This window comes from Sporocytophaga sp. (genome assembly GCF_017745095.1).
GTDB lineage: Bacteria > Bacteroidota > Bacteroidia > Cytophagales > Cytophagaceae > Sporocytophaga.
In genome coordinates this window covers 32,485-58,422 of sequence record NZ_JAGHZZ010000029.1, presented here as the reverse complement: position 1 = coordinate 58,422, position 25,938 = coordinate 32,485, and the positions used below count along the sequence as shown (strand labels likewise).

Genomic DNA, 25,938 nt, shown 5'->3' with positions numbered 1-25,938 from the left:
CATATAATCATGAAAAATATCTAGCTCATACACTAGACACTATTTTTGCTCAGATACATGATTATTCATTTGAAATAGTTATCAGTGACGATTGTAGCACAGATAAGACAAGAGAAATCATAAAAGAATACCATCAAAGATATCCTGATAGTATTGTTCCTATTCTACATGAGAAGAACATTGGTGTTTCAAAAAATTGTCTGCATAACTTAAGATCATGCAGAGGAGAATACATTGTCACGCTTGATGGAGATGATTATTTTACTGAACCTAATAAATTAAAATGGCAAATTGAATTTTTGGATAACAATCCGGACTTTGTTATTTCATGCCATAGGTTCCAAAGATTCTATGAAGATACGGGAAGATATGATATTGATTTTTATCCTGAACTATTTATCAATAATCCGGATGGATTTGAATTTGGTCAGGAAAAGTTTTTTGATCAATGGTTAACACAAACCCTAACTGTTGTATTCAGAAGCAGTGCTCTTGACAATACACCACAGTTGGAAACTTTCAAGTACTGTTGGGACCTAACTATCTTCTGGACTGTTATGACAAAAGGAAGAGCCTATATTCATAATTTCTTTGGAGCCGTCTACAGGATTCATAGCGAAGGTCATTGGAGCCAGAAAAATATTGATAAAAAATATACACAAAATTATCTGATCTTCGATGAGCTGTTAAAATTTGATCCGGATAATATCCACATAAAACGAATATTCGAAATCCATCAGAACAACCTGCTTTGGAGGGAAACAGAAAACAGAAAGCCACTTGATTTGACAAAGGTTAATAACAAGAATTTTACTATCATAAGTGATGACAACTGGGGTGCAGAAGTTTACAATGCTCTTGGCATTCCCTATCAAACTCCCTTTGTTGGAATAATAGTTTACAACAAAGACTTTCTAAAACTTGCCAGTGATTTTGAATACTATATTAATCAAGGCATTCAATTTGTTCCTATATCACAGTCCAGGTATGTCAATGGATTCCAAGAGACCTTTGGAAAGCCTTACCCACTGGGAATATTAGGTAAATCTATTGAACTACATTTCGTTGACTATACATCAGAAGAAGAAGCAATCAATAGCTGGAATGAAAGAAAATTCAAAATCCATTACGATCGCTTATTTTTTAAAATGGATGGAACCCGCGAAACTGATAATGTTGAAGAAATAAAACAGTTTAATTCACTTGCTCTTAATAATAAAGTATGCTTCCTTGGGTTCTATCAGGAGGGAAAGGTTAAAAATGATCCGGTAAAAGATGAATTGGTGATAATGGAAAACTGGAGTCCTGTAAGCGAAATATTTTTTCCATGTTCACTAAACTATTTCAATGTAATAGATTGGATAAACGGAGGTAAAGGCTATTACACTGAATTAACTCCGTATACTGATAATATATTTAAAAATTTAACCGGAAGATCTGATTTCTTTCTGACATTTGACCAAAAGGATGAACGAATCATAGATACTTTATCCTATCCTGAAGCTTATCAATTAACTATTGATCAGGAAACAGAATCTATTAAGATTAACTATAATAAAAAAGAATCAGAGTTCTTTCATATTCCGACACAATTAACAGACCAAGAGTTGAATGAAAGTTTATTCCTTGACCTTTCAGCACCTGAAGACAGACATGTATTTATACTTACCAGAGGTAGCAATGGAACAAAACTTGGCTTAAATCTCGGAGCAAGGGCTGAAAACAATTTATATGACTTTATTTTTGAGACAGAAGGGATAGAACAACATCTAAATGAAGAATATCAATGGATTCACTTTGATTTTTCATTATTTAAAGTTGATATCGCAACAGAAAAAATGTTTTCCAGGATAAAAAGTTTTTATTTATATGCAAACCCTAAAGAAGAAGCAGCTGGAGAAATAGAAATAATGGCTTTATTCGGTGGTTCCAAAGAAAAATTTCAAGAGATATTGAACTAAGTTTAGTATAAAAAACACATTCAGATTTAGAATAAAATATCTGAATGTGTTATAATCTTCTTAAAGCTAAATTACCTGTAAATGTTATCTTTCCCAACAATTCTTTTTAAGGAATTTTTTATCACATTAAATAAATTGAGTTCACTATGAAAGGATATACCCAACTGGCTGTTTACCATTTTTAATATAAAGTAAATACTCTGCCAATGCCTGTACCGATCTTCATCAAGTTTTAAAAATATAGTTTCGTCATCTAAATAGCTAAAAGGAATGGTAGGCCATCTTTGCTTTCTATTTTGGATAAGTAGTTGATCTTTACAATCAATACAAGCCTTGATCCAATCATTCAGCCAATCTTCTTCAAACTCATCATTATTGTCAAGACTTTCCAGAACATATCTGCTAAGCCCCATGAAGGTATCCTCCTGTTCTTCAAAATACTGATTCGCATCCAATATTTTCTTAATTTTCCATTCCTGCAAATCATGAACTTTATCTACCTGTTTAACTTGGTATAAAGTCTTATAAACTAACCAGGAAGAAAACTCATACATGTCTTCCAAATCCGAAAAAAATGAATGCATTACAGGGTAATACATTAACAGGCACTTATCAAGTATATTTTGCTCTGAAGTATCCTCTTCATTTTCCGAATTAAATATTTCATTTATAATACAATTGGAGGATTTAACAGAAAGTTCTCTTATTATTCCTACCTCTTTCTTACCAACTATATAAGTAAGGTTATCAATAAAATAATCTTCAATACTAATAATACGAAGATCCCACATATCAAAGCCATCAAGATCTGTTTTGGGTTGAATGACAGTATCACAAATTTCTTTTACTTCGAGTGCATCAAGAAATTTACGGTCAAAATAATTATTCAACCTTTCATATAGCAAGGGTTTAAGATGCAGTTTAAAATTATATGGAGAAACACAAAAATCTAACTGAATTATATCTCCGAATGTCACACCTTTCCAAAAATCTGTAGCCAGCCTAAAATAAAAACTAGAAGCGATATTCTTCGATTCAACTTCAGCAAATAAAGGAATTACAACTTCCTTAGTAAATTTTTTAAAATCATCGATTCTGATGTTAATTGTGGTAAAATGCTCTTTGAATACTGCACTTGTCCACCCGATATTTTCAAGGTGTTTGGATTGAATGGCCTGCATCAGATAAAAATTTTAAAGGTGTCTTTAATATGATAATCATCATCAACTAATCTGTTTGTAAATAAAATATAAAAAAATAAACACCTGTGTATCATTTGTTACAGACCTTCTTATTTCATCAACCTAAATTTCATCTGTCATTAATAATCTCGGATTTTATAAAATTATAGTACTTTAAAAACATTCAAAAAAGAGGTGAGCTTTAAGATGACCGATCATTAATTTTTATAACGAAACCCTAACTACACAGCCATGAACCAGCCACTATATGTAACCAAGCCCTACCTTCCCCCACTGGATGAATTTAAATCTTATCTTGAAAAAATATGGGAACGGCAGATCCTTACCAATGGAGGACCTTTTCATGAGCAGTTAGAAGAAGACCTGGCCAAATATCTTGGAGTGAAATACGTTTCCCTCTTTGCAAACGGAACACTGGCTTTAATGACCGCATTGCAAACATTAAGAATATCAGGCGATGTAATCACCACTCCTTTCAGTTTTGCAGCAACTGCACATTCTCTGCTATGGAATGGTAGTAAACCTGTGTTCTGTGATATAGAACCTGGCACATACAACCTGGATCCAGCTAAGCTTGAAGCATCTATCACTCCGGATACAAAAGCAATAATGCCTGTACATGTTTATGGAAATCCATGTAAAATAGAAAAGATACAAGAAATTGCTACAGCTCACGGTTTAAAGGTGATCTATGATGCCTGTCATAGCTTTGGGGTTCGCTATAAAAGACAATCCATTCTTAATTATGGTGATCTGTCTGTATTAAGTTTTCATGCTACTAAAATATTCAACACCTTCGAAGGTGGCGCCATTATTAGTCATGATCCAATTACCAAAAGAAGGATTGACTTCCTGAAAAACTTTGGGTTTTCTGATGAAGTCACAGTTGTGATGCCTGGCATGAATGCTAAGATGAATGAAGTTCAGGCTGCAATGGGATTAATTCAATTAAAAACAATTGACCAGAGAATTGATCGTCTTAAAAACGTATCATTGAATTACAAAAAAAGATTAAAAAATATTGAAGGAATAACTTTCCTTGAAGAGGTAGCTGATACTAAACACAATTATTCCTACTTCCCTATTTTAATTGATGAAGAAAAATTCGGAGTAAGCAGAGATAAGACTTACGAAATGCTTAAAACTTTCAATATTTATTCCAGGAGGTATTTCTATCCCCTGATTAGTGAATTTCCACTTTACAAATCGTTACCTTCTTCAAATCCTTTGAACCTCCCGGTAGCAACAGAGATTTCAAGGAAAGTATTATGCCTTCCAAACTTTGCAATGCTGACACAGAGCGAAATTGACCATGTGTGTAATTCAATTATCGAAATTCAGAAAACGGTAAAAGAGGAAGTCAGCCAGGATGCCAAACTGGTATTTTAACAGAAGATTCAATAATAAATGCCATTGCCAATAAGACCTTTAAAGTTCAGTGTAGTAGTCTCTACACATAATCATGAGCTTCATTTAATAAAGGCATTAAAAAGTGTCTTTGCTCAGGAGCATGAATATAATTTTGAAGTCATTATAACCGATGACTGCAGCAGAGACAGGACCAGGGAGATCATAGAATTATTTCAACTTAGATATCCGGAGAATGTAATCCCTCTGTGCCAGGATAATAAACTCGGACCTTCTGAAAACATATTACAGGCATTTCAAAAGTGCAGAGGTCAGTATACATTGCTACTTGACCCCAATGATTACTGGACGGATACAGAAAAAATAAAAAAGCAGATTTCTTTTCTTGATGAGCATCCTGAATACATTTTTTCTTGTCACAGGTTTAACAGACTTAATGAGACTTTGAATGAAATTCAAGATGATTTTCATCCTGTAGTTTTTAAGAATAAGCCTAACGGTTTTGAATTCGGTCAGGAGCGCTATTTCGATTATTGGTTAACTCAATTATCGACGATGGCAATCAGGACCGAAGCTCTGAAAGATATTCCTAAGTTGGAAACATTTAAATACTATTGGGATACACAATTATTTTGGTTATTGCTACTTAAAGGAAAGGGGTTTGTTCACCCTTTCTTTGCAAGTGTCTACCGAATTAAAAGTGAAACATCGGATAATAAATTTGATCTGTTAAAGCAAAACTCTTTAACATATTTGATTATAGAAGAACTCCGTCAACGATATGCTTGCAATAAACATATCAAAAGAATATATGAACTGTATCAAAAAAATCTTTCATGGAGTAAAAGTGCGAACAAAAGACAATTGAACCTTAATAAGGTAAACAATAAAAACTTTACAATAGTAAGTGATGATAACTGGGGTAAAGAGGTTTATGATGCATTCGCTATCCCTTACCAGTCTCCATTTATCGGAATACAGATTTTCAATTCCGACTTCATAAAACTTGTAAAGGATTTTGAGCAATATATTGATAAGCCTATAAACTTTATCAATCATTCAGAATCTAAACATCAAAGATCTTTCAGGCATTGCCTGGACAATGATTATCCCTTAGGAATTCTGGGCGATATTGAACTTCATTTCATTGATTATAAATCACCGGCCGAAGCTCTAAAACATTGGGATGAAAGGAAATCTAAGATAACCTTAGGGAATCTGTTTTTCAAAATGGATGTATCACGAGAAGAGAACAATTTAACCACTATTGAGGCATTTGAAAATATAAACAGGGCTAATAAAGTCTGTTTTGTGAATTGTCACGATAAGGAAAAAAAAGTAAAAGATAATTCCACAATACATTTAATCGATTACTGGAATCCTGACAGTGAGATATTCTTTCCACAATCACTTTGTTCCTTTGACTTGATGGGATGGCTGAATGGCAAGGCGGTTAAATACAATAAAGCCTATCAGCCTGATAAAGACATCTTCATTACACCGGACAAACGGAACTATTTCTTCATCCAGTTTGATCGGAATAATATTCATGCATTGGATTCCAAATTTCATCCGGAAACACATGAGATACTATATAATGAAGAGACAGAATCGGCTATTATAAACTATGATAAATCCGATCTTGAATACTTCTGTTTATCAGCACAGGAATGTCCACATCCAAAAACATCAGATCTGTTCGTAGACTTGTCAGAAAAAGAAAACCGTCATATAATGGTATTGGCAAAAGGAAACCCTTCACACCAGTTACGTTTAGACTTCATAGGAAAAGAAGAAGACGAAAAGGATACCATCCTTCATATCGACGCAATAACGCAGCCTCTGCAGGAGGATTTCCAATGGATTCACTTTGATTTCTCTTTTATTGATGACCCCGCCACAACTTACCTGTTTTCAAGAATCAGAAGTTTTTATTTTTATCTGAATCCCCAAAAACCGGCTCAGGGAACTTTAGAATTAATGGCATTCTATGCTGGCTCAATGGAAACCTTTAAAGAACTATTAGAATAAGAAGATTCAATTTTGTACTAAACAAATTAGATGCTTTGGAAAGTATTTAACAACCAACAATCTGAAATCTCTTGTCAGACGACTCTTCTGTTACACAAGGAATGGAAAAATCTATAGTAATAGATAGTCTTTTATACAAATTTGACCATACTCCTTGTTCATTTTTTAGCTTCCAACTAAGCTCAGAATAATTTATAATTTGAAATGATCTTTCCTATTTCGTCCATCAAGATGTTAATTCCTTACTCAATTCTGATATTAAGTTTTTAGAATTTGAGTTATCACACCTTTTATATTTCTTTAAAAAATATAAAAAAACATAAATTAAATCTTATATATTTAAGGCATTATGAAAAAGATCTACCTGATAACCATCGCTTTTCTGTTGTTATTCGACAATAATGCCCAATCGCAGATCGCAAGAGGTGCTGATGTCGGCTGGCTTTCACAAATGGAAAACTCCGGGCGAACCTGGAGAGACAGTAATGGAATCCAAAGAGATCTTTTTGATATACTAGACGACTATTGTATTAACTCGATAAGATTGAGAGTATGGGTCAATCCAGCCAATGGATGGAATGGCAAGCAAGATGTGATAAATGTAGCCAAAAGAGCTGCGGCAAAAGGCTATAGATTGATGATTGATTTTCACTATAGCGATTCCTGGGCAGATCCTGGCAAGCAGACAAAACCAGCTGCATGGGCAAATTATAATGTCAGCCAATTAGGACAAGCTGTTTACAACTACACGACAGACGTACTCAATGATTTGAAGGCTCAAAACATTACGCCGGAATGGGTTCAGGTTGGAAACGAAACTAACAATGGTATGCTTTGGCCAGAAGGACAGGCATCAACAAACATGGCCAATTATGCGTCCTTTGTGAATAAAGGATACGAAGCAGTAAAAGCTGTATTTCCTAATACCAAAGTTATTGTACATGTTGCCAATGGATTTGACAATGCACTATTCCGGTGGAATATCGGAGGATTAATCAGTAATGGAGCTAAATTTGACATCATAGGTATGTCAATGTACCCAGATACGCCTCAGGATTGGCAAACCTATGCGCAGCAAGCCTTAACCAATATGAATGATATGATTTCCAGATACAATAAGGAAATCATGGTTTCTGAAATCGGAGTTTCTGTTTCTGCCCCTCAGGAAGGCAGGCAATTTGTTGAACAGGTCATTAAAAATCTACAATCTTTATCCAATAAAAAAGGTCTGGGAATTTTCTGGTGGGAGCCTGAAGCATATAACTGGCAAGGCTATGACAAAGTCGCTTGGAACAGTGGGTCTGGAAGTGCCCCATATCAGGCAACCGATGCTATGTCCGGATTTAAGTATAACTGCGAAAACAAGGCACCTTCAATAACTTTTGCTTCACCAGGAAGCAATACAAGTTTGTGTCAGGGAACACATGTAGAGCTTAATGCAAATGCTACCGATAGTGATGGTTTAATTTCCAGAGTTAACTTTTATGATGGTACCACCCTCTTGTATACTGATTATAACTCCCCATATAGTTATACTTGGGAAAGCCCATCCGTAGGTAAACACACCATTTCAGCTCAAGCTATTGATAATTTAAATGCCGCCACTACTTCAGGAACATCAATTATTACCATAAATGCTACACCTCAAATAACCATCACCAGTCCTGCAAATAATTCCATTGTCCAATCTTCCGGGGGATTTACAACTGTAACACTTATTACCCAATCAACTAGTCCGGATATATCATCAATAGAATTTTATAACGGAAACAAACTCATCGGTAATACGCAAACTAACTCCTTTATATGGAATCAGGTACCGAATGGTTCTTATCAGAACATTACTGCTGTAGCAACTACTACCGCTGGATGTAAAGGAACTTCTTCTCCCATTTCATTCGAGATCAATACTGTTACAGGGCTAAAGGATAATTCTGATAATGATGCCGATATTGCTATATATCCAAATCCATCCAGCAATGATTTTAACATAGACCATTTAAATAATTCTTTGGTTGAAATTTATAATTCCCAAGGTCAGCAAATTGAGCAGATTCAACCAGCAGAGCATATAAGTTTTGGGGATCACTATCTCCCCGGCATATACCTGGTTAGATATGCAAATGGAAGAATGGTAAAAGTGATTAAATATTAATGAGTATTCTATGTACTGATATAGGAATTAAAGCTGGAAAAATTGGACTTCAGAAAGAATAAATTCCTGATTATCAATTAACCCCATAAATCCCTGTTTTTTTATGTAACATTCTGAATATTGTGCGCCCTAATCAATGGGACATTATATTCAGAATTTATGAACAACTCATTTTTCAGACAAATTACTCATCAGATATTTTTAAAGGGTATCCTTTACCTCTTTTTAATTGTTTTTCCACTTGGGATTACTTTAGGTCAAAGTTCAGATCCATCCGATAGCAAACCTCCTGCTTGTGCAACGGACTTGTTAAAACGGCTTAAAGGGGTATCTTATCAAAAGAAAGAAGATTCTATTAATAATCTTTTATATCTGGATACCTTTAAAAAGCATAAGAGAGCTGGTCAAACTTATGTTATTCCTGTTGTTTTCCACATAGTTCATAACGGAGGTCCGGAAAATATATCAGACAGCAGAGTGATTAAATGCCTTAAAGATTTAAATGAAGCATTTTCAAACACAGGCGTTTACGCACAAACCGCCGGAATAAATACCAATATTCAATTTTGTCTTGCAGTCCAGGATCCTGATGGAAATTTAACTTCCGGTATTACAAGAACGATTTCCCCGCTCACAAATATCAACATGGAGAATCAGGATATGGACCTGAAAGACCTTATCAGATGGCCTCCTCAAGATTATCTGAATGTATGGATTATCAATGAAATCAATTCACTATCCTCAGGACCGGGTGTGGCAGGTTATGCGTACTTTCCTTCATCTCATGGTGGTAATGAAGACGGGATCGTTGTTGAAGCTCAATGGACTGGGACATCTACTGATTACTCCAAAGTACTGATTCATGAGGCCGGACATTACCTGGGATGTTATCATACTTTTGAAGGAGGATGCACTAACAACAACTGTCTAATGGATGGAGATCATGTCTGCGATACGCCTCCTGACGCATCTACAAACTATGTCACTTGTGGTTCCACGGCAAACACTTGTACCGGGGATGAAGATGACACCACCCCGCAAAATCCATTTAGATCAGTTGCCTTAGGTGGTATGGGAGATCAGATGGATATGACTACAAACTATATGGACTACAATGATCTGGCCTGTGTCAATATATTTACTCAAGGGCAAAAAGACAGAATGATTCCTGCCATCTCCATCATTCGTAAAAGCTTACTCCAATCTAAAGGGTGCAAAAACCCATGCACCTCTTCTATTGCTTTTTCTATTTCACCTTTACCCGCAACAAAACTAGAAGTGCTCGCTGGGCAATCTTTAACCTTTACTAATGTACCGCAAATTAACGTAACATATGATTGGGACTTTGGTGATGGAGCTACAGCTTTGAATACTGTGAGTCCTTCAAAAATATATTCCACACCTGGTATCTATAAAGTAATTTGCAAAGCATCCAATAGTGATCCTAATTGCACTGCAGAAACATACTGGGATATAGTTGTAAAATGTCCTGTTGAATCAAAGTTTACAAGTCCCTCTACCAATATACCCACAAATACTTCTCTAACATTTACCAATTTGAGTACAGGAGCTTCAAGCTACAAATGGTTCATAGATGGAATAGATGCGGGAACAACCAATGATCTGACTTATAACTTTAATGTGAACGGAGCGCATTTTGTCCAGTTGATTGCATGTAGTGGCTTATGCTGCGACACTTCTGATGTAACCAAGATTCAGGTTGGCAATTGTAAGGTTAACCATGCCGGAGATGTTTGGTGTTACGGCTCTTGGGCAAGTGTAGATTTTGCCAGTGGTATTCCTGTCGCTGTAAGCAAGACTTCCATGAATCAATCTGAAGGAGTAGCAAGTATTTCAGATGATAATGGTAAACTCCTTTTTTATACGAACGGACAAAGTGTTTGGACTGCTGATCATACACTTATGCCAAATGGCACAGGCTTAAATGGTTCGGGGCTTTCGTCACAATCATCTATTATTACACCCTTTCCGGGCAATGCTGATAGATACTGTATATTTACAGTTCATGATTGGCAAGAATTTAATTCTGATCTCAGCTATTCCGTTGTCGACATGTCATTGAATGGTGGCAAAGGAAGCATTGTAGCAGGTCAGAAAAACATTACATTACAGAACAACATTGCAGAAAGAGTAACTGCTGTATATCATAAAAACTGTAAAGACATCTGGATCATTTCACACGAAAAGAACAATAACAAATTTGTCGCTTATCTGCTCACAAGTTCCGGCATAAATCCAATTCCTGTGATTACCAATACAGGATCTATGACTTCCGGAGGTAATAGATATGGATATTTAAGAGTATCTCATGATAGCAGGAAACTATGCTCCACTCTTGGTGGAAGCTCTTCTCTTCCAACTGTAGAGCTTTTTGATTTTGACAATGAAACCGGAACCGTTAGCAGCCCAGTAACACTTGAAACTTCTAATTCCCTGTCTGATGCTTACAGTTCTGAGTTTTCACCTGATAACAGAATTTTATATGTCACAGAATATGATGGAAGAGGTCTCTATCAATATAATTTATATGCAGGAACTCCTGGACAAATTGCGGCTAGCAGATTAGATATATCCACTACATCTACTACCAAACCAAGCGTACAAATGGGACCAGATAGTAAAATATATTATGTAACATATTATGGGCTCGGAGCTATTAATAATCCAAATGCTCTCGGGATGCTGAGCAATGCAACTGACGATGCTGTCTTTCATAAATCAGGAACTTACGGAAACCTTGGTCTTCCAAACTTTATTCCGGGTCTATTCGGAAACGACATTTCAATTGCAGGACCATCATCTGTTTGTCAGAACTCGATTGTCACTTATGAGGCAACTTCTGCTAGTTGTATTGGTGATGTTACCTGGACATACAAGGGAACAGGATCCATAGTGAAGATAGATAAAACAAAAATCACGATAGATGTTGGCTCCATAGAAGGCATGCAATCACTAACTGCAGAAACTCCTGGTGAATGCGGCATAATTAGCTATATGCTGAATATTGAGATAGAAAAAAACAGTGCTCCTAAAATAAATCTTGGTGCGGATACTGCAGTTTGTGGTACTATAGCTTTCTTACTTGATGCTGGCAATGGCTTCGACACTTATTATTGGTCTGACGGATCTACTACTCCGACTCTATCCGTGACAAAGTCAGGAACTTACTGTGTCACGGTAACCAATAGTCAGGGATGTGTTTCAAAAGATTGCATAACAATTAAGAACCTTCCTCCATTTTCAAATCTCAATATCATTGATGATCAGTTATTATGTAATGGAAATAGTGTGAAGCTGGATGCCGGCACCGGATATAGTTCCTACAAATGGAGTACAGGAAGTACCAATCGTACTATTTCAACAACACTTCCAGGAAAATACTGGGTAAATGTAATAACTCCTGATAATTGCGAAATAAGTGATACCATTAATATAACTGAAATGAACACACCTACCCTTGAACTGGGGCCGGATATAGGAGTTTGCAAGGGAGAGGTTTTTGAACTTAATGCAGGAGCAGGCTTCAAAACCTACCAATGGCAAACACCTGGCTATACTTCAGATAAATTCACAGCATATCAGGAAGGAAAATATTGGGTAACTGTAACGGATACCTGCGGCACACACTCAGATACGGTGAATTTAACCAACAATTGTCCTTTACCACTTAACATACTTTACTTTAACGGCACCCTTTCCAATAATCAGATAAAGCTCAATTATAAGGTAAACGACATTATTTCAAACTCCGTTATATATATACAGAAATCTAAAGATGGTGTTAGCTTTAAACCTATTAATGAGAGCTTTAAGTTCTATAACAAAAACTCTTATGTTGAAGAGAAATTTTACGATTCTGAAGAAGGTTACCAATACTATCAGCTAGTAATTAAAACCTCTGACAATAAATACACATTCAGTAAAATCATTCATATTACTCCTTCACATGCTGAAGCTATAGTTAATGTATACCCTAACCCTAGTGACAACTCATTTAATATTCAATTTAATACTACTCAGGAAAAAGAGCGTATTATTCAGATTCATTCCATTGATGGGAAGTTGATTAAAGATGAAAAAGTTAACGGAAATATATTAACGCTATCAACTGGAGCTGATCTTAATGATGGTGTTTATATATTATCAGTAATAGACGACAATTCAACAACAGTAAGAAAATTACAAAAGATAAAAAGATAGATAAAAGAAATAGCTCATTAGAAATTAATCTAATGAGCTATTCTGTTTATTTCTTATATCTTCTTTTACTTACTCTCTTTTGCAGGTTCTGCCTTTTTCAGGATAAGAGAATTAGGCTTACCAAAATTCAGTACCAATTTATTCTGACTTACTTCAACAATTGTCATTTCATTGACAGGTCCTTTGCTGGAGGTGAAGGTGATTTTAGATTCATCCTTGTTAAGTTTCCATGCGCCCTCTTCAGATTTACCCATAAACTGGGCCTTATACTGACCGTTTTCTTTAATATCAAAAGTTACTTCGCTGAAAAACATTTCCAACATTTTTAAGCTTGTAGAATCCAGTTTTTCCTTTTCTGTTACATCCTGGTACTTCCAGTTTCCTTTTATCAGACTTGCTCTCTGGGCATTTACACTAAGAACTGTTATAAATAATAATGAGGTAAAAATAACTTTTAATTTCATTTGAGTTTTGGTTAAGTGAAAGTTGTAAATGATAATAAAGATTCAATTTGACTCTTAAAATATCAAGAATTTTATCAACTTCAAAATTAAACTACCATGAAGAAACTAATATACAAAAGAGGTATGAACAAGAGCTAAAACAACTGATTATTCGGATAGTTAATCAAAAGTGCTTAATATATTTCAACACTGCTACCCCGCAATCAAATCCTTTCGCTTCAACTAAATTTAGCTTATGTCTGTCTTTAAAAATGCTTAAACCATTACCCAAACTCGTTGGATTTACGAACAAATAAAACTCATCAATCAAATCTGCATCTATCAATGAAGAGACGAATGTTGCTCCTCCATAAACAATGATATCCTTTCCTTGCTGTGCCTTCAGAGAATTGATTTCTTTAATAAAATCTTCTCCAGCTAGGACTGTATTATCCCATTCGGATTTCTTAAGAGTTCTTGAAAAAACAACCTTTTTAGCTTCGCTTATTTTTTTTGCAAATGCAGATTGAGGATTGGATGGTTTGTTGGCTACTTGAGACCAGTGATTTATAAATCCTTCCTGGGCCATTTTACGACTAAGCAATACAGTATCGATAGATTTTTTCAATTCATAAAAGTATTGTCTCAACTCAAGATCCCAGGTCCACTCCTCAGTCCAGGGCCAGACAAGCCAATCTGTATGGCCATTTTCGTCAGCAATATATCCATCAACAGATATTTGAACCTGTAGTTTTAATTTTCTCATTTATGTTTAAAGACTGGAATATGAAATGCATTCAATTAGCTATTTTACCTCAAATCTGTTTGAATTGGTTTACTTAAGCCTGATCATGCAATTGACATCTTTCTCATTATAATACCATTCAACGCAATATCCTTGCGGATCAAGGTCAGGCAAAGCAAGAAGTTCTTTAAATGCTCTGTCAATACTCATAATGTCTTTTGCAAAATCTTTTATAGTAATGCTCACATATTCCCCCTTCTTTAAAACTAAAGTTTCAAGATGAAGCTTCTCTGCTTCTCCAGACTCCAGTTCTTCAGCAGCAGCGCGATAGACTATTTCTCCTCCCTGTTCCGGTCTTGAAACGCCGAAGTACTTCCTATCTTTGGAAAATGTAATTAAAGAATGTAGCTTTTGATGTGCTTCCTGAATCCCTTCTGGAAAGGATTTTGCATTCACATAAAACACTTTGATATCCTTATCAAATTTGATCTTTTCCATAGAATTTCTTAAGTAACTAATTACAAAATTAACTTACATAACCTAATATCAGGGAGGTAAATACCGTCAAACTTGATGGGGGATTATCTTAACTTATTTATATCACCTGACCACTTTCATTCTAATAAGTAATGTAATTGTGTTAAACCTGTATCAAACTGTTTTGTTGAAACAAGCTTTAACTTTTGCTCCGGCCTTCCGTCCTTGAAAAGTCTTGTGCCATCTCCCAGTAAAATAGGGATAATGGAAACGGTCATTTCGTCAATAAGCTTTTCCTTAAGCAATTCTTGAATGATTTCCGATCCTCCGTCACAGAAGATGTTCTTACCCTTTTTTCCCTTCAATTCAGCAATCAGGTCTTTAAGGTTTCCGCTATAGAAGGTAGTATTGCCAATAGATGGCTTGGAAGATCTTGTAATAATATAAGTTGTTTTATCAGCATGTGAAAACTCCGGTACATTCGCCATCACCCAGTCATAAGTTTTCCTGCCTACAATAACAGTATCGACAGTTTGTATAAAAGAAGCATATCCATAATCCTCTCCTTCCTTATTTACTAATGAGAGAAAACTTAAATCATCATTGGGTGCTGCGATATAGCCATCCATGCTCGCAGCAATGAATAAAACAACTTTACGATTAGCTGACATTTATATTTGATTTAAATTTATTTTGTTTTGATTGAGAAGACTATTACAAGTTTGATCATTATTTCATCTGTGAAATGATATTACACGGAGATTAATCCTCCCTCCTTTTAACTGGTATCCAAATTTCCTCTTCCGAATCAGGATCATTATTTTTATACTTATCTCCAAGCTTTTCAAAATGCTCTCTGTGATCAACAATGTAACCCGAGGTGGGCATCCATTCTGAATATATGAAGTCGAAAGTTTCACGAAAGTTTTGCGGACCACCTTTGTGTAAGAATACAGCATACAGACCTCCTGACAAGAAATAAGATTCCATACCTTCCGGCACTTCCATGTTATCTGATACTTCGACAGCAGCCCACTTCACAAACTCAGATTCAGGATTCATATAATCATCATTATGCTGATATATCTGCAAACTAAATAAATCAGAAGATACAGGATTAAGTATAGTATTTCTCAAAGGCATAAAACTTCGCCAAAGCTCAGCGGTTCTATTTTCCTTTAAAGACATTTTAAGTTGTTTTCCGATAAGTATTTTACCGAAAATCGTTTCTAATCGTGGAGCCAAGTGAGTTATAAGTTTTAAGTTATAAGTACTAAGAAGTGATTCTAACTGATTTATAAAATTCAAAATCAATAGAAAGTTAATATACGAAGAGGATATTATCTATTTTACTTTCTTTAATATTTTATAATAGGTCAATCCTGATGTAGCTTCTTCTCCCTTTGTTAAAAACTCACTAATGGGAAGGCTTTTAATAAACAAAGTGCCGGAGGGTGTCCATTTGCCATCTATAATTATATTGTGCTTAAGTCTCACCTCTTCAACTCTTGTTAATGAATCAGCCTGCTTTTCCCATATCTGAAATCCAAATGGAAGATCATAATCATATACCAAGCTTTCATTACTTTGCTTATTAAATATAAACCTTCCCTGTGCATCCGGAATAGGTCTGTTCCAAAGGGTTGTTATCTTTCCAGAACTTTTATCAACCAAAAATATTCTTTCATCCTCATACATTACTTGTGCAATGAGGTACTGTTTTAAAGACTCATTATAACCTTCAAAATGATAATTGAAATTTTCAGCCTCATATTCAGTTATAGAATCTTTCAAAATCATGTTTTCAGAATTATCTATAGACAAGCTTATTCCATCTTTCAAAACTGTAATTAAAGAAGCATCATTAATAAAAGGATTATCTGTAAATTTTGTCTTTTCAAATTCAACGGAGTCGGTCTGAACGATAGTGAAATTATTCATCACTGAGGCCTCTTCCTGAAATGATAAAACAGTTTCTTCTTCCTCTGAACGTACCTCTCCTGTCTGCTCTTTCTGGGTTGTGCACGACCAAACCAGAATAAAAAATATAAATGAAAGATTAAAAAATCGCATAAGTAAGATCAATTAACATACCCATGAATCCATATCTCTGTCCTATCTCCATCTCTCATAAAATAAAAGCCTTCATAAATCTCATTCTCCTGAATCAAAGAGTCTGTTCGAATAGAATAACTTTTCATTAAAGGCTTACCATTATTTTCAAGGTAATATTTTTTATCAGAAATGAATCTGACATAATTTCTATCAAAACCATTATCAAAGAAATTCTCAGCTATCCATTTTGCTTTGTTCAATAGATAAATACTGTCATTAAACTTGGAATAATCAGTTCTGAATTTTGCCCAATAGGAAAAGTGATTGCATCCTCCAATGTGTAGTATTAGGCTGTCTCCATCCTCCAGAGGAAGAGTTGCACGTTTTTCATTTTCATCCCAATGAAATTTAATAGTCGGATTAAATTTATGAATTGCCTGAGATGTAAACTTGAAGGTACTTGTATCAAAGACACAATCATCCGTCAATTCTGTATCCTGCTTATTAATAGAAGACTTTTTGGTAACTACTGATTGTTCTTTCTCTTCTTTGCTTATTTTTTCAGAAGAGCAGGATAATAGAAGCATGATTAATATTAATTGTATAGTATGTCTCATATTATTCAATTTAATTGGATAATGACTACTCTAAAACTAATGACCTCATCCTTAGCCCTTCTCCTAAAAGACATGGCCGACTTAGGATTTTAAAATTACTTAATGCTTAGTTAAAGAAAACAGCAACAGTTTGAGCAAGAGCAACAAAATATTTAGAAATGGTCTTGCTCTTGCTCAAACTGTTACTCTCTACTTATAACTTATAACTTATAACTTATAACTTATAACTTAAAATTCAATTAAGCATTCCAGTTCTTCTAAGCAATGCCTCTGGAGAAGGTTCTTTACCACGGAATCTTTTGTATAACTCCATTGGATGCTCACTTCCACCAGCGCTAAGGACATGGGTTTTAAAAAGAGTTGCAGTGTCTTTATTAAAAATACCTTTCTCCTGGAAGAATTCGAATGCATCTGCATCCAATACTTCCGCCCATTTATAGCTATAATACCCTGAAGAATACCCTCCCTGAAATATATGGGAGAAAGAACAGCTAGTATTCGCTCCTTCTGCAGCTGGCAGAAGATCTGTAGCCTTTTGCAGTTCTTTTTCATAAGCTCCCACATCTTTCACATCCAGAGCCTTACCCGAATGCCAGCCCATATCCAGCTGAGCAAGACCTACTTGTCTGACAGTCTGGTAAGCTTCCATGAAGTTTGCACTCTCTTTGATTTTTTTAATAAGATCAAGTGGAATAGCCGCTCCGGTTTCATAATGCTTTGCAAATAAATCAAGGCTGTCTTTTTCATATACCCAATTTTCAAACACCTGGGAAGGCAACTCTACAAAATCCCAGTAAACACTGGTTCCGGAGAGACTCTCATAGGTTCCGTTCGCAAGCATCCCATGCAGTGCATGGCCAAATTCATGGAACAATGTAGTAACCTCATTGAAAGTAAGCAAAGAAGGCTGAGTTCCTGTAGGCTTAGTGAAATTGCATACTATAGAAACATGTGGTCTGATATCATTTCCGTTAACTTTCTTCTGGCCTCTGAAAGAAGTCATCCATGCGCCATTTCTCTTTCCTGCTCTTGGGAAGAAGTCAGCATAGAAAACTGCTACGTGTTTATCCTGCTCATCCAACACTTCGTAAACCTTTACATCCGGATGATACACCTGCACGTTATTGATTTCCTTGAACTTCAAGCCATATAATTTTCCCGATACTTGAAATACTCCGTCAATGACATTTTCCAGCTTGAAATAAGGCTTCAACATTTCATCATCAATAGAATACTTTTCTTTCTTCAGTTTTTCTGAATAGTAAGAAATATCCCATCTTGCCAGTTTCTCCGGTCCACCTATCGATCTTGCATAGTCTGAAAGTTCTTTTAATTCTTTCTCTCCAATTGGTTTTGCATACTTAAGAAGGTTGTCAAGAAACGCACTGACTTTTGATGGAGATTCTGCCATTCTTTCTTCCAGCACAAAATCTGCGTGTGACTTATACCCTAGCAAATTAGCTCTCTCATGACGAAGTCTTACAATATCTAATACAATCTTCTTATTGTCATTGTCATCACCTTTGAAAGCCTTAGATCCGAAAGCATAGAACATTTTTTCTCTCAGTGCTCTGTCATCAGCATAAGTCATAAAAGGAATATAACTTGGGAATTGCAGAGTGAAGATCCACCCTTCTTTTCCTTTTTCTTTGGCAGCAATGGCTGCAGCTTCAACTACAAATGGAGGCAATCCTGAAAGTTGCTTTTCATCCGTAACTTCCATGAAAAAATCATTTGTTTCTTTTAAAACATGCTCCCCGAATAAGAGTGACAATTGAGACAAGTCTTTATCAATTTCACGAAGCTTAAGTTTTTTATCTTCAGACAGGTTGGCTCCATTGCGGACAAAACTCTTATAAGTCTTTGCCAGCAAGGTATTTTGTTCAGGAGTAAGAGTCAGCTTATCTTTTTTATCATAAACTGTTTTAATCTTCACAAACAGCTCTTGATCCAATAAGATATCATTGGAGTATTCTGAAAGCAGAGGAGAAATTTCTCTTGCAAGTTTTTGAATTTCATCGTTCGTCTCCGCAGAGTTCAGATTAAAAAAGACCGAAGAAACGGAGCCTACCAATTCGCCACTTCTTTCCAATGCCACTATTGTATTTTCAAAATCAGGCACTTCCTTAGAGGCTGTAATTCTTTTAATATCCTCTTTTCCTAAAGCTATTGCTTCTTTTATGGCAGGGAGAAAGTGTTCGTTTTTAATCTGATCAAAAGGTATTGTACCAAAAGGGGTATTATAACTCTGTAAAAGTGGATTCATAAAATAATTTTTATGTTAATGATCGCCTAAAATAAATAATAAACCGAAATATTCAGGATAAGTTAACGAAGATTGGATATTTATCTCCTTTTCAAATAAATTTTCTGTTGATCGGCAACCTGGATTTGTTTAAAGAAATCAACTAAAGCAACATATTTATCTTTTGAAAACCTGCCTTTAAGCCTGATTGAGTGGCGGATATAAACTACTTGATTTCCCTTTTGAATAAATTCCGTTTTGAATTTTCCGAATTCCGTGTCCAAAGTTTTCGGTTCAGGCAGATGCTCGACCATGTATCCTTCTGGAAGTGTTATGGTAACAGTATCATGCTCCTGAAAGCTGTAATCTGACTGAATGTCATTAACTCTCTCCTCATTAGAATTAAAAGGATTTTTAAATCTCCTGAGGTAATTCGGAGTAAAGGAAATCATATCTCCCGTTTTAGAAGCAAATTCCATTTCCTCCATTTCAACATCAAAAGTCATAGAAGGATAAACATCAGAAGTTTCCTTAATTGAATATTTCTTTACCGTTAATTCCCTTGAAGGAAACTTATCAAGCAGGTATTGTTCCTGTTCTTTTTTATCCAATGACCTTATCCTTATCAGCTCATCCAACATAACCCCTGAGTTTGTATATCTGGCATTGCAAGCCATACTGCCATTCTCTTGAATTTGCATGGAAGCGTTTATATTACTGATATTATTCTCAAGCGTATAAACAGGTGTATTTATCAATTTACCACCAGAGGATGTAATGGCAAGTGCTTTTCTATCTGAGTTCCCCTTTCCTATATAACCAAATGGATACTCTTTGCTTGTACATTCAAGCCAGACAGTATCCTTCTTTAATGGTACTACAACAATTATATGATTGGTCTGATAGAAGCTAGGAAAATCTTCGTACCTGATTATTTGGTTTTTCCCATGCCCTATTTCAGTATATATTCCATTTACTCCGATAACGGATAACATTGCATTCATATAGTTGGACAAGCCTTTGCAATCACCATACTTATTCTGGTCAACATATGCAGCCGGGAAAGGCTGAACACCTCTTATTCCATCCTGAACACCGATATATCTTGTCGACTGTTGAAGATGTTTATAAAGTATACGAATTTTCTTTAGAGTATCAGGTTCTGTTTCGGTAAGTTTTAAAATTAACTTTCTGGTTTCTTCAGGAAGTTCGTTTCTGTTCTCCAACAATGTCCAGGACCATTTGCCAAAGTTCTTCCAGGAATCCATAGAACCTGAATACCCGTTATAATTGATCTTTTGAGGAGTTATATATATTGAAGGTGCGCTTATCCAAAAAGATGGAGCAAAGCTTTCTTCGTACATAGCCTGAACTGTTTCACTTTTCCAGGTACATACATTCATATCATCCATAACACTCCGATCTTCCTTACCTTCAAACTGATTGGTCTTATAAAGGTAGTCTATTCCTTTAGCTGTCTTTACAGTTAATAGTGCCTTTCCTGTAGGCAGGCCATAATCTTCTATAACCGAAAAAAAAATACCAAGGAAAACTTTATAATCTACTTCATATTCATATTCTACAGTATAGGGATACTGATAATAGTTCAGTTCTTTGTATTTTACTTTATTATCAGAATATAAAGTATAATATTCCTGAACATGAAATTCTACCAGATCAGACTTTGACGCAGAGTAAACCTTATTGCCCAGCACATCAGTAATCGTAGCTTTAAAGGACTTAAGCTTTGATTCATTGTCTGTATTGATGTATGCATTTCCATACTTTTGTCCTTTAGCATTCAGAATCTGTATTTTGAATTTATACTTAAGATGAACATTGTTTACATCCTTAATAGTATATTCCGCATGCTTATATTCAATTATTGCATTGGGCAATCTGCTCGTCTGAGCAAAGCTTTTAAACTGAAGAAGAACAGTTAAAATTAATACAAGGTATTTCATTACTTCCTTTCTATAACAATTGGCTCGTTCAACTTAGAGATTACTTTATTATTAAACTCTTTAAGAAAACTATAAAAATTCTGAGGAATAATGGTTTCAGACATTTCCCATTTGATAAAGACCTTTATATTATTATTATTCTCAGCTGTTTTATAAATAAATTTCCCATACTGAATTCCTTCATCTTGCAGAACTAAAGTTAAATTCTTTGGAATCACAGTAGCCGTATCTCCTTTTGATAATTTAATATTAATTGTATTGTTGATGCTATATGGAAACTCTAGTTCGACTGGAAATTGCCTTTCTTTCTGTTTAAAAGGGTTTTGTTGTTCAAACAGATTCAGATTAAGAAACAACTTTCCTGCTGGCCTGACAGAAGAAGAGTAATAGTAGTTTTCAGAATAATCTTCGTATTCATTTTCGAGATTAAGAAAAGAGGAACTATCCTTTTTGATTAATTCATTTTCCAATGAAAAAACGGGCTCTTTGACAGTCTTATTTATTTTGTTTTCTCGCTTTTCTTTGGCAGCATATCCGCTATACTTTCCGCTAAAGCTTATTTTAACACCGCCAGGTTCTAAATTATAATTAATGAGATAGTTTTCTTTGCTCTCTGTACGATAATCCATTTTTAACCATCGGCTACGAGCCCCATCCACGATAAATCCCCAATAGTTTATATGACTTGGAGGCAAGTGATGATAATTGGAACTATTACTCACCGCATCTAAAAATGCATAACTACTATCCTTTCCTGGAATTGCAGCCATCACGTGGTTAAACTGATCCATTTGAGGAAATTGCTTAGTTACTTTGCCGTGATTTTTAGTAGATATTAGAATAGGATTTGCAGGAATACCAGCTTCATTCAACAATAAGCACAACAAGAGATTTATTTCTGCCGAGTTTCCGTTTCTGGATCTTATCAGATCCGAGATATTCTGAACAGGAAACAAGTCGTAATCAGTCGTTTTAAAAGCCTGAACGAATTGGTAAATTTTCTTTAATGCATCTTCTCTGGAGTCTTTTAAATCTATGATTTGATTAAGTAGATCTCTTGCTATTCCTTTTTTTTCTAAGTATTTAGAATATTCGTCAGTAACGTCGATTGCAAGTTCAGTCCAGCTTTGCAAGACACTTTGATTATTGACTCTATTAAAATCAAATTTTAAATAACTTTTCAATTGAAACTGTATCTGATTGATATAGTCTTTATAGCAATAGACAAAGTCTTCATGTTCGTACCCGGGAATATTATTTAACGACCATGTATTGCCATTGGGTGATGCACCATTATATTTATCAAGAAGCAACTTGCCTGATAGTATGACATTATATTCCAGATTTCTGGGAATCTCAGCTTTTAATTCACTATATATTGTTGGAATTTTATTCTGAAAATGCCAGTCTTTTAAAAAATAAAATCTCTGATTTACAATGGTGTATTTATATTCTACTATAGAACCTTCTTTAACATTCGGGAAAGTAAATTTCTTTTCTTCAACGCCTGGTTCCGGGGTTTGGGTAAAGATCTGATCTTTGCTTAACTGTGTGATAACCGGAATGCCATTTTCAAAATTGATAGTCTGAGCTTTTAGGTTTTGAATGTCATCCAGGTTATTCTTGACTGTATAAGGAATCTCAACTGTAACATAATCCAAACCTTTTGAACTAAGTATCTTAATTTTCCTATATATTTCCAGATAGATAAAATTATTTATAAACTTAATATCACCTGTTGCTGCTAATACTACAGCATTGGCCGAACTATCAAAACTACAGACCTTTAATTGAATTTCTTCTTTACTTGGCTTTCCCCATTTTAATGAATGCTGGGCCTGACTTGTAACAGCTGCACTGATAAGTAACAGCAATGCAATTAACTTTTTCATTTTAATCTTATTAATCCCCATAAAAATAATAGACATCCGGATTGGACATCATTCAAAAGAATAGAACAAATGTAAAAAAAAGATGGCTCTTATTGAACAGGAATTCACTGCAATCAAAAGCCAAATTTTATATTATCGGATAAGTGATTATATCACAAAGTATTATTGTTTAAGATGGTCTGGTAACGGTATATTTTTACTTGACTCATCAGGTATCGGCGCCAGTCTCTTAGGTGGAATCGGAATAAGACCAGACCAAATAGGAAGGTCCTTATCTTCTTCATCGTCACTTGGAGGAGCGTTTCTTACTTTTGCTGATGCTTCATTAATTTCAAAGGCAATAAGCATTGTTTTATTGACTTCACTTGCTTTCATAGGACGAAGATAACCCCAGCTTCCCGGTACCATTTTCTCTGTCAGTTTTTTAAAAAAATCAGCTTTAAGTTCATAGTCATCAATGAGTTCACTTTTGGAAAATATGATCACAGACCTGTAATTCACTGAATGGTGAAATGCAGACTTCGCCACGACCAATGAATCTGCTAGCATTACTGAAATGCAAACCGGAGTCCCGGGTGCCAGTTGTCTCAAAAAATGACTTCCTACAGAACCGTGAATGTAAAGCTTTGAACCCTCCCTTACAAAGGCTGTCGGAATGGAGTACGGTTCATTGTTTAAAGAATAGCTGACAATGCAGAACAATGCATCATCCAATATCGGGAAGATCACTTCTTCTGAATAATGCATACGCTGATTAGCGTATCTGCTCGGGGTTGTTTTTTCTGTCTTTTGCATATTGAAAAATTTAAACTTTATCGCAGCATATCAGATGCTGCCTAACATTTCATTAATAACTCTTTAATAAATTGGATTAATGCTTTAGTTCTCTTTTGCTTATCGGACCGGGCCTTGAGGAAATTGCGTTAAGAAATTTCAGTGAGTGAAGCGGCCAAAAATTTTGATGTTTGAGTCCGACGCAGGAGGACGAGTTTCAAAATTTTTAGCGAAACGAGCTGAAATTTTAGCAAATTTCCTCACAGCCCTTGATTCTTTTGGTTACTTTTCTCATCAAGGAGAAAAGTGACAAAACTATTATAATGGGACGTAATATAAATTGCCGTATTCAATACCTTAATGACAGGAATTAAAAACACTAATCCTATTAATAAAAAAAACACCTGCCGGAACTCGGCAGGTGTTTCAAAATTTAGTAATTAAAATCTTTAAAACGTTGCCGTATCTGCGAGTATATTATGTCTGGGCTGTACAGTTCTGTATTCATTTTTTACCTTTTCAAACAACTCTACAGACGCTTCAATCTCTTCCTTATTAATAGAAACACTTTCAATATTAAAGCCTATAGGAATATTCTTATCCATTGCAAATTCATGTAGTTCTTTAAATATTTGATAACTGACATCAAATGATTTTTGTAGAATATCTTTAGAATTCAGTAATTCATTTTCAACCCACTTAGGTACCGAAACTCCAAGCCACTTAAGGAACTCAAGAGTTTTAGGTGAACCACATAAAGTCAGTGTGAAAATAATCGGTCTCATCTTTTCTGATGTTGTTTCAAAAAGATAGTAATAATCTGAAAGAAAGTTTTTTGATGCCTCGCTGTGGTAGACAGCCTGAGAAATAAAAAACTCACAACCACTGCTGATCTTATTCTTTACTCTATAATGTTCATCATTTTTCTTTTGATGTCTTTCAGGAATCATAATACCACCCAGAAGAATGTCACTATTAGCATTCTGACATAGCTGATAGGCATCCTCCAGCGTCAGTTGCACCTTTTGATTTTGTGAAGAAGCCCCGACAAACACATACTTCTGATTGTTACAAGCCTCTGTAAGCTCAGTCTTCAGAAGTTCCGGTGAATAATTTCCTACTGACCTGAAAAGAATTTTAGGAAGGGTTAATTCTTTAAGATAAACATCTGCATAAACTTTAGGATCCAGCGTAGGTAAAAATGGATAGGGTCTGTTATCTGCAATCCTGTCAGATTCATCCTGAATATCGTAAATGATAAGCGCATCCGCTCCCAGGCCCTTAATCCTACTTACCTGCTTCTCTGCAATTTCCAGAATACGTTCTTCTGAATTTTTTGCTTTAGGAGGAGTAATACCGTATGTCAACATTTAGTTTCTGGTGGTTCTTGATGTTCAAAAACTAAAACTAACAAATAAATTTATTAAATCAGAATACCAAATGTATAGTTTACCAAAATTTAGGCTGTTGTTTAAAGGTCATTAGTATATGGCAGAAACTATAATTGGTGCAAGACACCGACGAATCGATATTGGATGTGCTCAAAATAGCGCTCGAAATGGCAGGTTTTAAGGTGATTCCCGTTCTATATTGGATATTTGTCCAAAACCGGTTTAAATACCGAATCGGCATCTTTTGTCACTGAGAACAGGGTCATACAGGAACGCAGTTTCATATCATCCGGGAAGCCGAACCTCGCGGGCAGATTTACCGGTGAGCGAAAGAACTGTATTGGAAATTTCTAGCAGAATTTTTCGGCGAATGATAGCTATCGGATGACGATTTTTA

At 35.2% G+C, this 25,938-nt stretch carries 19 protein-coding genes; 5 read left to right on the top strand and 14 right to left on the bottom strand.

What is annotated here, in order from left to right; all coding sequences use genetic code 11:
* The coding region (locus J7604_RS24370; protein WP_293902284.1) for a DUF1919 domain-containing protein at positions 1–1,961 on the top strand (1,961 nt) is incomplete at its 5' end.
* 71 nt (positions 1,962–2,032) lie between these two features.
* On the opposite strand, the gene J7604_RS24365 is transcribed toward J7604_RS24370, so the two are convergent.
* Positions 2,033–3,142, bottom strand: a complete 1,110-nt coding sequence (locus J7604_RS24365; RefSeq protein ID WP_293902283.1) for a hypothetical protein — start codon at positions 3,140–3,142, stop codon at positions 2,033–2,035.
* A 252-nt stretch (positions 3,143–3,394) separates the two neighbouring features.
* Between J7604_RS24365 and J7604_RS24360 the strand changes: the two genes are divergently transcribed.
* From J7604_RS24360 to J7604_RS24345, 4 genes are all read left to right on the top strand, one after another.
* Entirely contained in the window at positions 3,395–4,552 is a 1,158-nt protein-coding gene (locus tag J7604_RS24360) for a DegT/DnrJ/EryC1/StrS aminotransferase family protein (protein WP_293902282.1), read from the top strand.
* 18 nt (positions 4,553–4,570) lie between these two features.
* Positions 4,571–6,562 carry a DUF1919 domain-containing protein gene (locus J7604_RS24355; protein WP_293902281.1) on the top strand — a complete coding sequence of 664 codons (1,992 nt, stop codon included), beginning with the start codon at positions 4,571–4,573 and terminating at the stop codon, positions 6,560–6,562.
* Positions 6,563–6,911: 349 nt separating this feature from the next.
* Positions 6,912–8,717, top strand: a complete 1,806-nt coding sequence (locus J7604_RS24350) for a glycosyl hydrolase 53 family protein (RefSeq protein WP_293902280.1) — start codon at positions 6,912–6,914, stop codon at positions 8,715–8,717.
* Positions 8,718–8,876: 159 nt separating this feature from the next.
* On the top strand, positions 8,877–12,938 hold the full coding sequence (locus J7604_RS24345) for a M43 family zinc metalloprotease (RefSeq protein ID WP_293902279.1): 4,062 nt from the start codon (positions 8,877–8,879) through the stop codon (positions 12,936–12,938).
* 65 nt (positions 12,939–13,003) lie between these two features.
* On the opposite strand, the gene J7604_RS24340 is transcribed toward J7604_RS24345, so the two are convergent.
* The 13 genes from J7604_RS24340 to J7604_RS24280 form a co-directional block, all read right to left on the bottom strand.
* Positions 13,004–13,402: a lipocalin family protein gene (locus tag J7604_RS24340; protein ID WP_293902278.1), complete on the bottom strand. Its 399-nt coding sequence runs from the start codon at positions 13,400–13,402 to the stop codon at positions 13,004–13,006.
* 163 nt (positions 13,403–13,565) lie between these two features.
* Positions 13,566–14,147: a dihydrofolate reductase family protein gene (locus J7604_RS24335; RefSeq protein ID WP_293902277.1), complete on the bottom strand. Its 582-nt coding sequence runs from the start codon at positions 14,145–14,147 to the stop codon at positions 13,566–13,568.
* A 69-nt stretch (positions 14,148–14,216) separates the two neighbouring features.
* Complete coding sequence (locus J7604_RS24330) at positions 14,217–14,624, bottom strand: transcriptional regulator (RefSeq protein ID WP_293902276.1); 408 nt, start codon at positions 14,622–14,624, stop codon at positions 14,217–14,219.
* A gap of 116 nt (positions 14,625–14,740) precedes the next feature.
* The gene (locus J7604_RS24325; protein WP_293902275.1) at positions 14,741–15,274 is read right to left on the bottom strand and encodes a dihydrofolate reductase family protein; all 534 of its coding nucleotides are present in this window, start codon (positions 15,272–15,274) and stop codon (positions 14,741–14,743) included.
* 91 nt (positions 15,275–15,365) lie between these two features.
* A complete protein-coding gene (locus tag J7604_RS24320; protein WP_293902274.1) occupies positions 15,366–15,848 on the bottom strand; it encodes a GyrI-like domain-containing protein in 483 nt (160 codons plus the stop codon).
* A gap of 99 nt (positions 15,849–15,947) precedes the next feature.
* A complete protein-coding gene (locus tag J7604_RS24315) occupies positions 15,948–16,676 on the bottom strand; it encodes a hypothetical protein (protein WP_293902273.1) in 729 nt (242 codons plus the stop codon).
* 8 nt (positions 16,677–16,684) lie between these two features.
* Complete coding sequence (locus J7604_RS24310; RefSeq protein WP_293902272.1) at positions 16,685–17,275, bottom strand: hypothetical protein; 591 nt, start codon at positions 17,273–17,275, stop codon at positions 16,685–16,687.
* 235 nt (positions 17,276–17,510) lie between these two features.
* Complete coding sequence (locus J7604_RS24305) at positions 17,511–19,541, bottom strand: M3 family metallopeptidase (RefSeq protein WP_293902270.1); 2,031 nt, start codon at positions 19,539–19,541, stop codon at positions 17,511–17,513.
* Between the two features lie 80 nt (positions 19,542–19,621).
* The gene (locus tag J7604_RS24300; RefSeq protein WP_293902268.1) at positions 19,622–21,484 is read right to left on the bottom strand and encodes a DUF3857 domain-containing protein; all 1,863 of its coding nucleotides are present in this window, start codon (positions 21,482–21,484) and stop codon (positions 19,622–19,624) included.
* Positions 21,484–23,376: a DUF3857 domain-containing protein gene (locus tag J7604_RS24295; RefSeq protein WP_293902266.1), complete on the bottom strand. Its 1,893-nt coding sequence runs from the start codon at positions 23,374–23,376 to the stop codon at positions 21,484–21,486. Before J7604_RS24295 ends, J7604_RS24300 begins: the two co-directional genes overlap by 1 nt.
* A 162-nt stretch (positions 23,377–23,538) precedes the next feature.
* Positions 23,539–24,171: a pyridoxamine 5'-phosphate oxidase family protein gene (locus J7604_RS24290; protein ID WP_293902265.1), complete on the bottom strand. Its 633-nt coding sequence runs from the start codon at positions 24,169–24,171 to the stop codon at positions 23,539–23,541.
* Between the two features lie 428 nt (positions 24,172–24,599).
* A complete protein-coding gene (locus tag J7604_RS24285) occupies positions 24,600–25,520 on the bottom strand; it encodes a hypothetical protein (RefSeq protein ID WP_293902262.1) in 921 nt (306 codons plus the stop codon).
* A gap of 215 nt (positions 25,521–25,735) precedes the next feature.
* Positions 25,736–25,807: a hypothetical protein gene (locus J7604_RS24280; RefSeq protein ID WP_293902287.1), complete on the bottom strand. Its 72-nt coding sequence runs from the start codon at positions 25,805–25,807 to the stop codon at positions 25,736–25,738.
* Positions 25,808–25,938 lie beyond the last annotated feature (131 nt).

Bases quoted from the DNA above. Each gene is read 5' to 3' on its own strand.
- J7604_RS24345 (WP_293902279.1), top strand. From the start codon at position 8,877: ATGAACAACTCATTTTTCAGACAAATTACTCATCAGATATTTTTAAAG.
- J7604_RS24330 (WP_293902276.1), bottom strand. From the start codon at position 14,624: ATGGAAAAGATCAAATTTGATAAGGATATCAAAGTGTTTTATGTGAAT.
- J7604_RS24355 (WP_293902281.1), top strand. From the start codon at position 4,571: ATGCCATTGCCAATAAGACCTTTAAAGTTCAGTGTAGTAGTCTCTACA.
- J7604_RS24365 (WP_293902283.1), bottom strand. From the start codon at position 3,142: ATGCAGGCCATTCAATCCAAACACCTTGAAAATATCGGGTGGACAAGT.
- J7604_RS24315 (WP_293902273.1), bottom strand. From the start codon at position 16,676: ATGCGATTTTTTAATCTTTCATTTATATTTTTTATTCTGGTTTGGTCG.
- J7604_RS24350 (WP_293902280.1), top strand. From the start codon at position 6,912: ATGAAAAAGATCTACCTGATAACCATCGCTTTTCTGTTGTTATTCGAC.
- J7604_RS24285 (WP_293902262.1), bottom strand. From the start codon at position 25,520: ATGTTGACATACGGTATTACTCCTCCTAAAGCAAAAAATTCAGAAGAA.
- J7604_RS24295 (WP_293902266.1), bottom strand. From the start codon at position 23,376: ATGAAAAAGTTAATTGCATTGCTGTTACTTATCAGTGCAGCTGTTACA.
- J7604_RS24300 (WP_293902268.1), bottom strand. From the start codon at position 21,484: ATGAAATACCTTGTATTAATTTTAACTGTTCTTCTTCAGTTTAAAAGC.
- J7604_RS24340 (WP_293902278.1), bottom strand. From the start codon at position 13,402: ATGAAATTAAAAGTTATTTTTACCTCATTATTATTTATAACAGTTCTT.
- J7604_RS24335 (WP_293902277.1), bottom strand. From the start codon at position 14,147: ATGAGAAAATTAAAACTACAGGTTCAAATATCTGTTGATGGATATATT.
- J7604_RS24360 (WP_293902282.1), top strand. From the start codon at position 3,395: ATGAACCAGCCACTATATGTAACCAAGCCCTACCTTCCCCCACTGGAT.
- J7604_RS24290 (WP_293902265.1), bottom strand. From the start codon at position 24,171: ATGCAAAAGACAGAAAAAACAACCCCGAGCAGATACGCTAATCAGCGT.
- J7604_RS24325 (WP_293902275.1), bottom strand. From the start codon at position 15,274: ATGTCAGCTAATCGTAAAGTTGTTTTATTCATTGCTGCGAGCATGGAT.
- J7604_RS24305 (WP_293902270.1), bottom strand. From the start codon at position 19,541: ATGAATCCACTTTTACAGAGTTATAATACCCCTTTTGGTACAATACCT.
- J7604_RS24310 (WP_293902272.1), bottom strand. From the start codon at position 17,275: ATGAGACATACTATACAATTAATATTAATCATGCTTCTATTATCCTGC.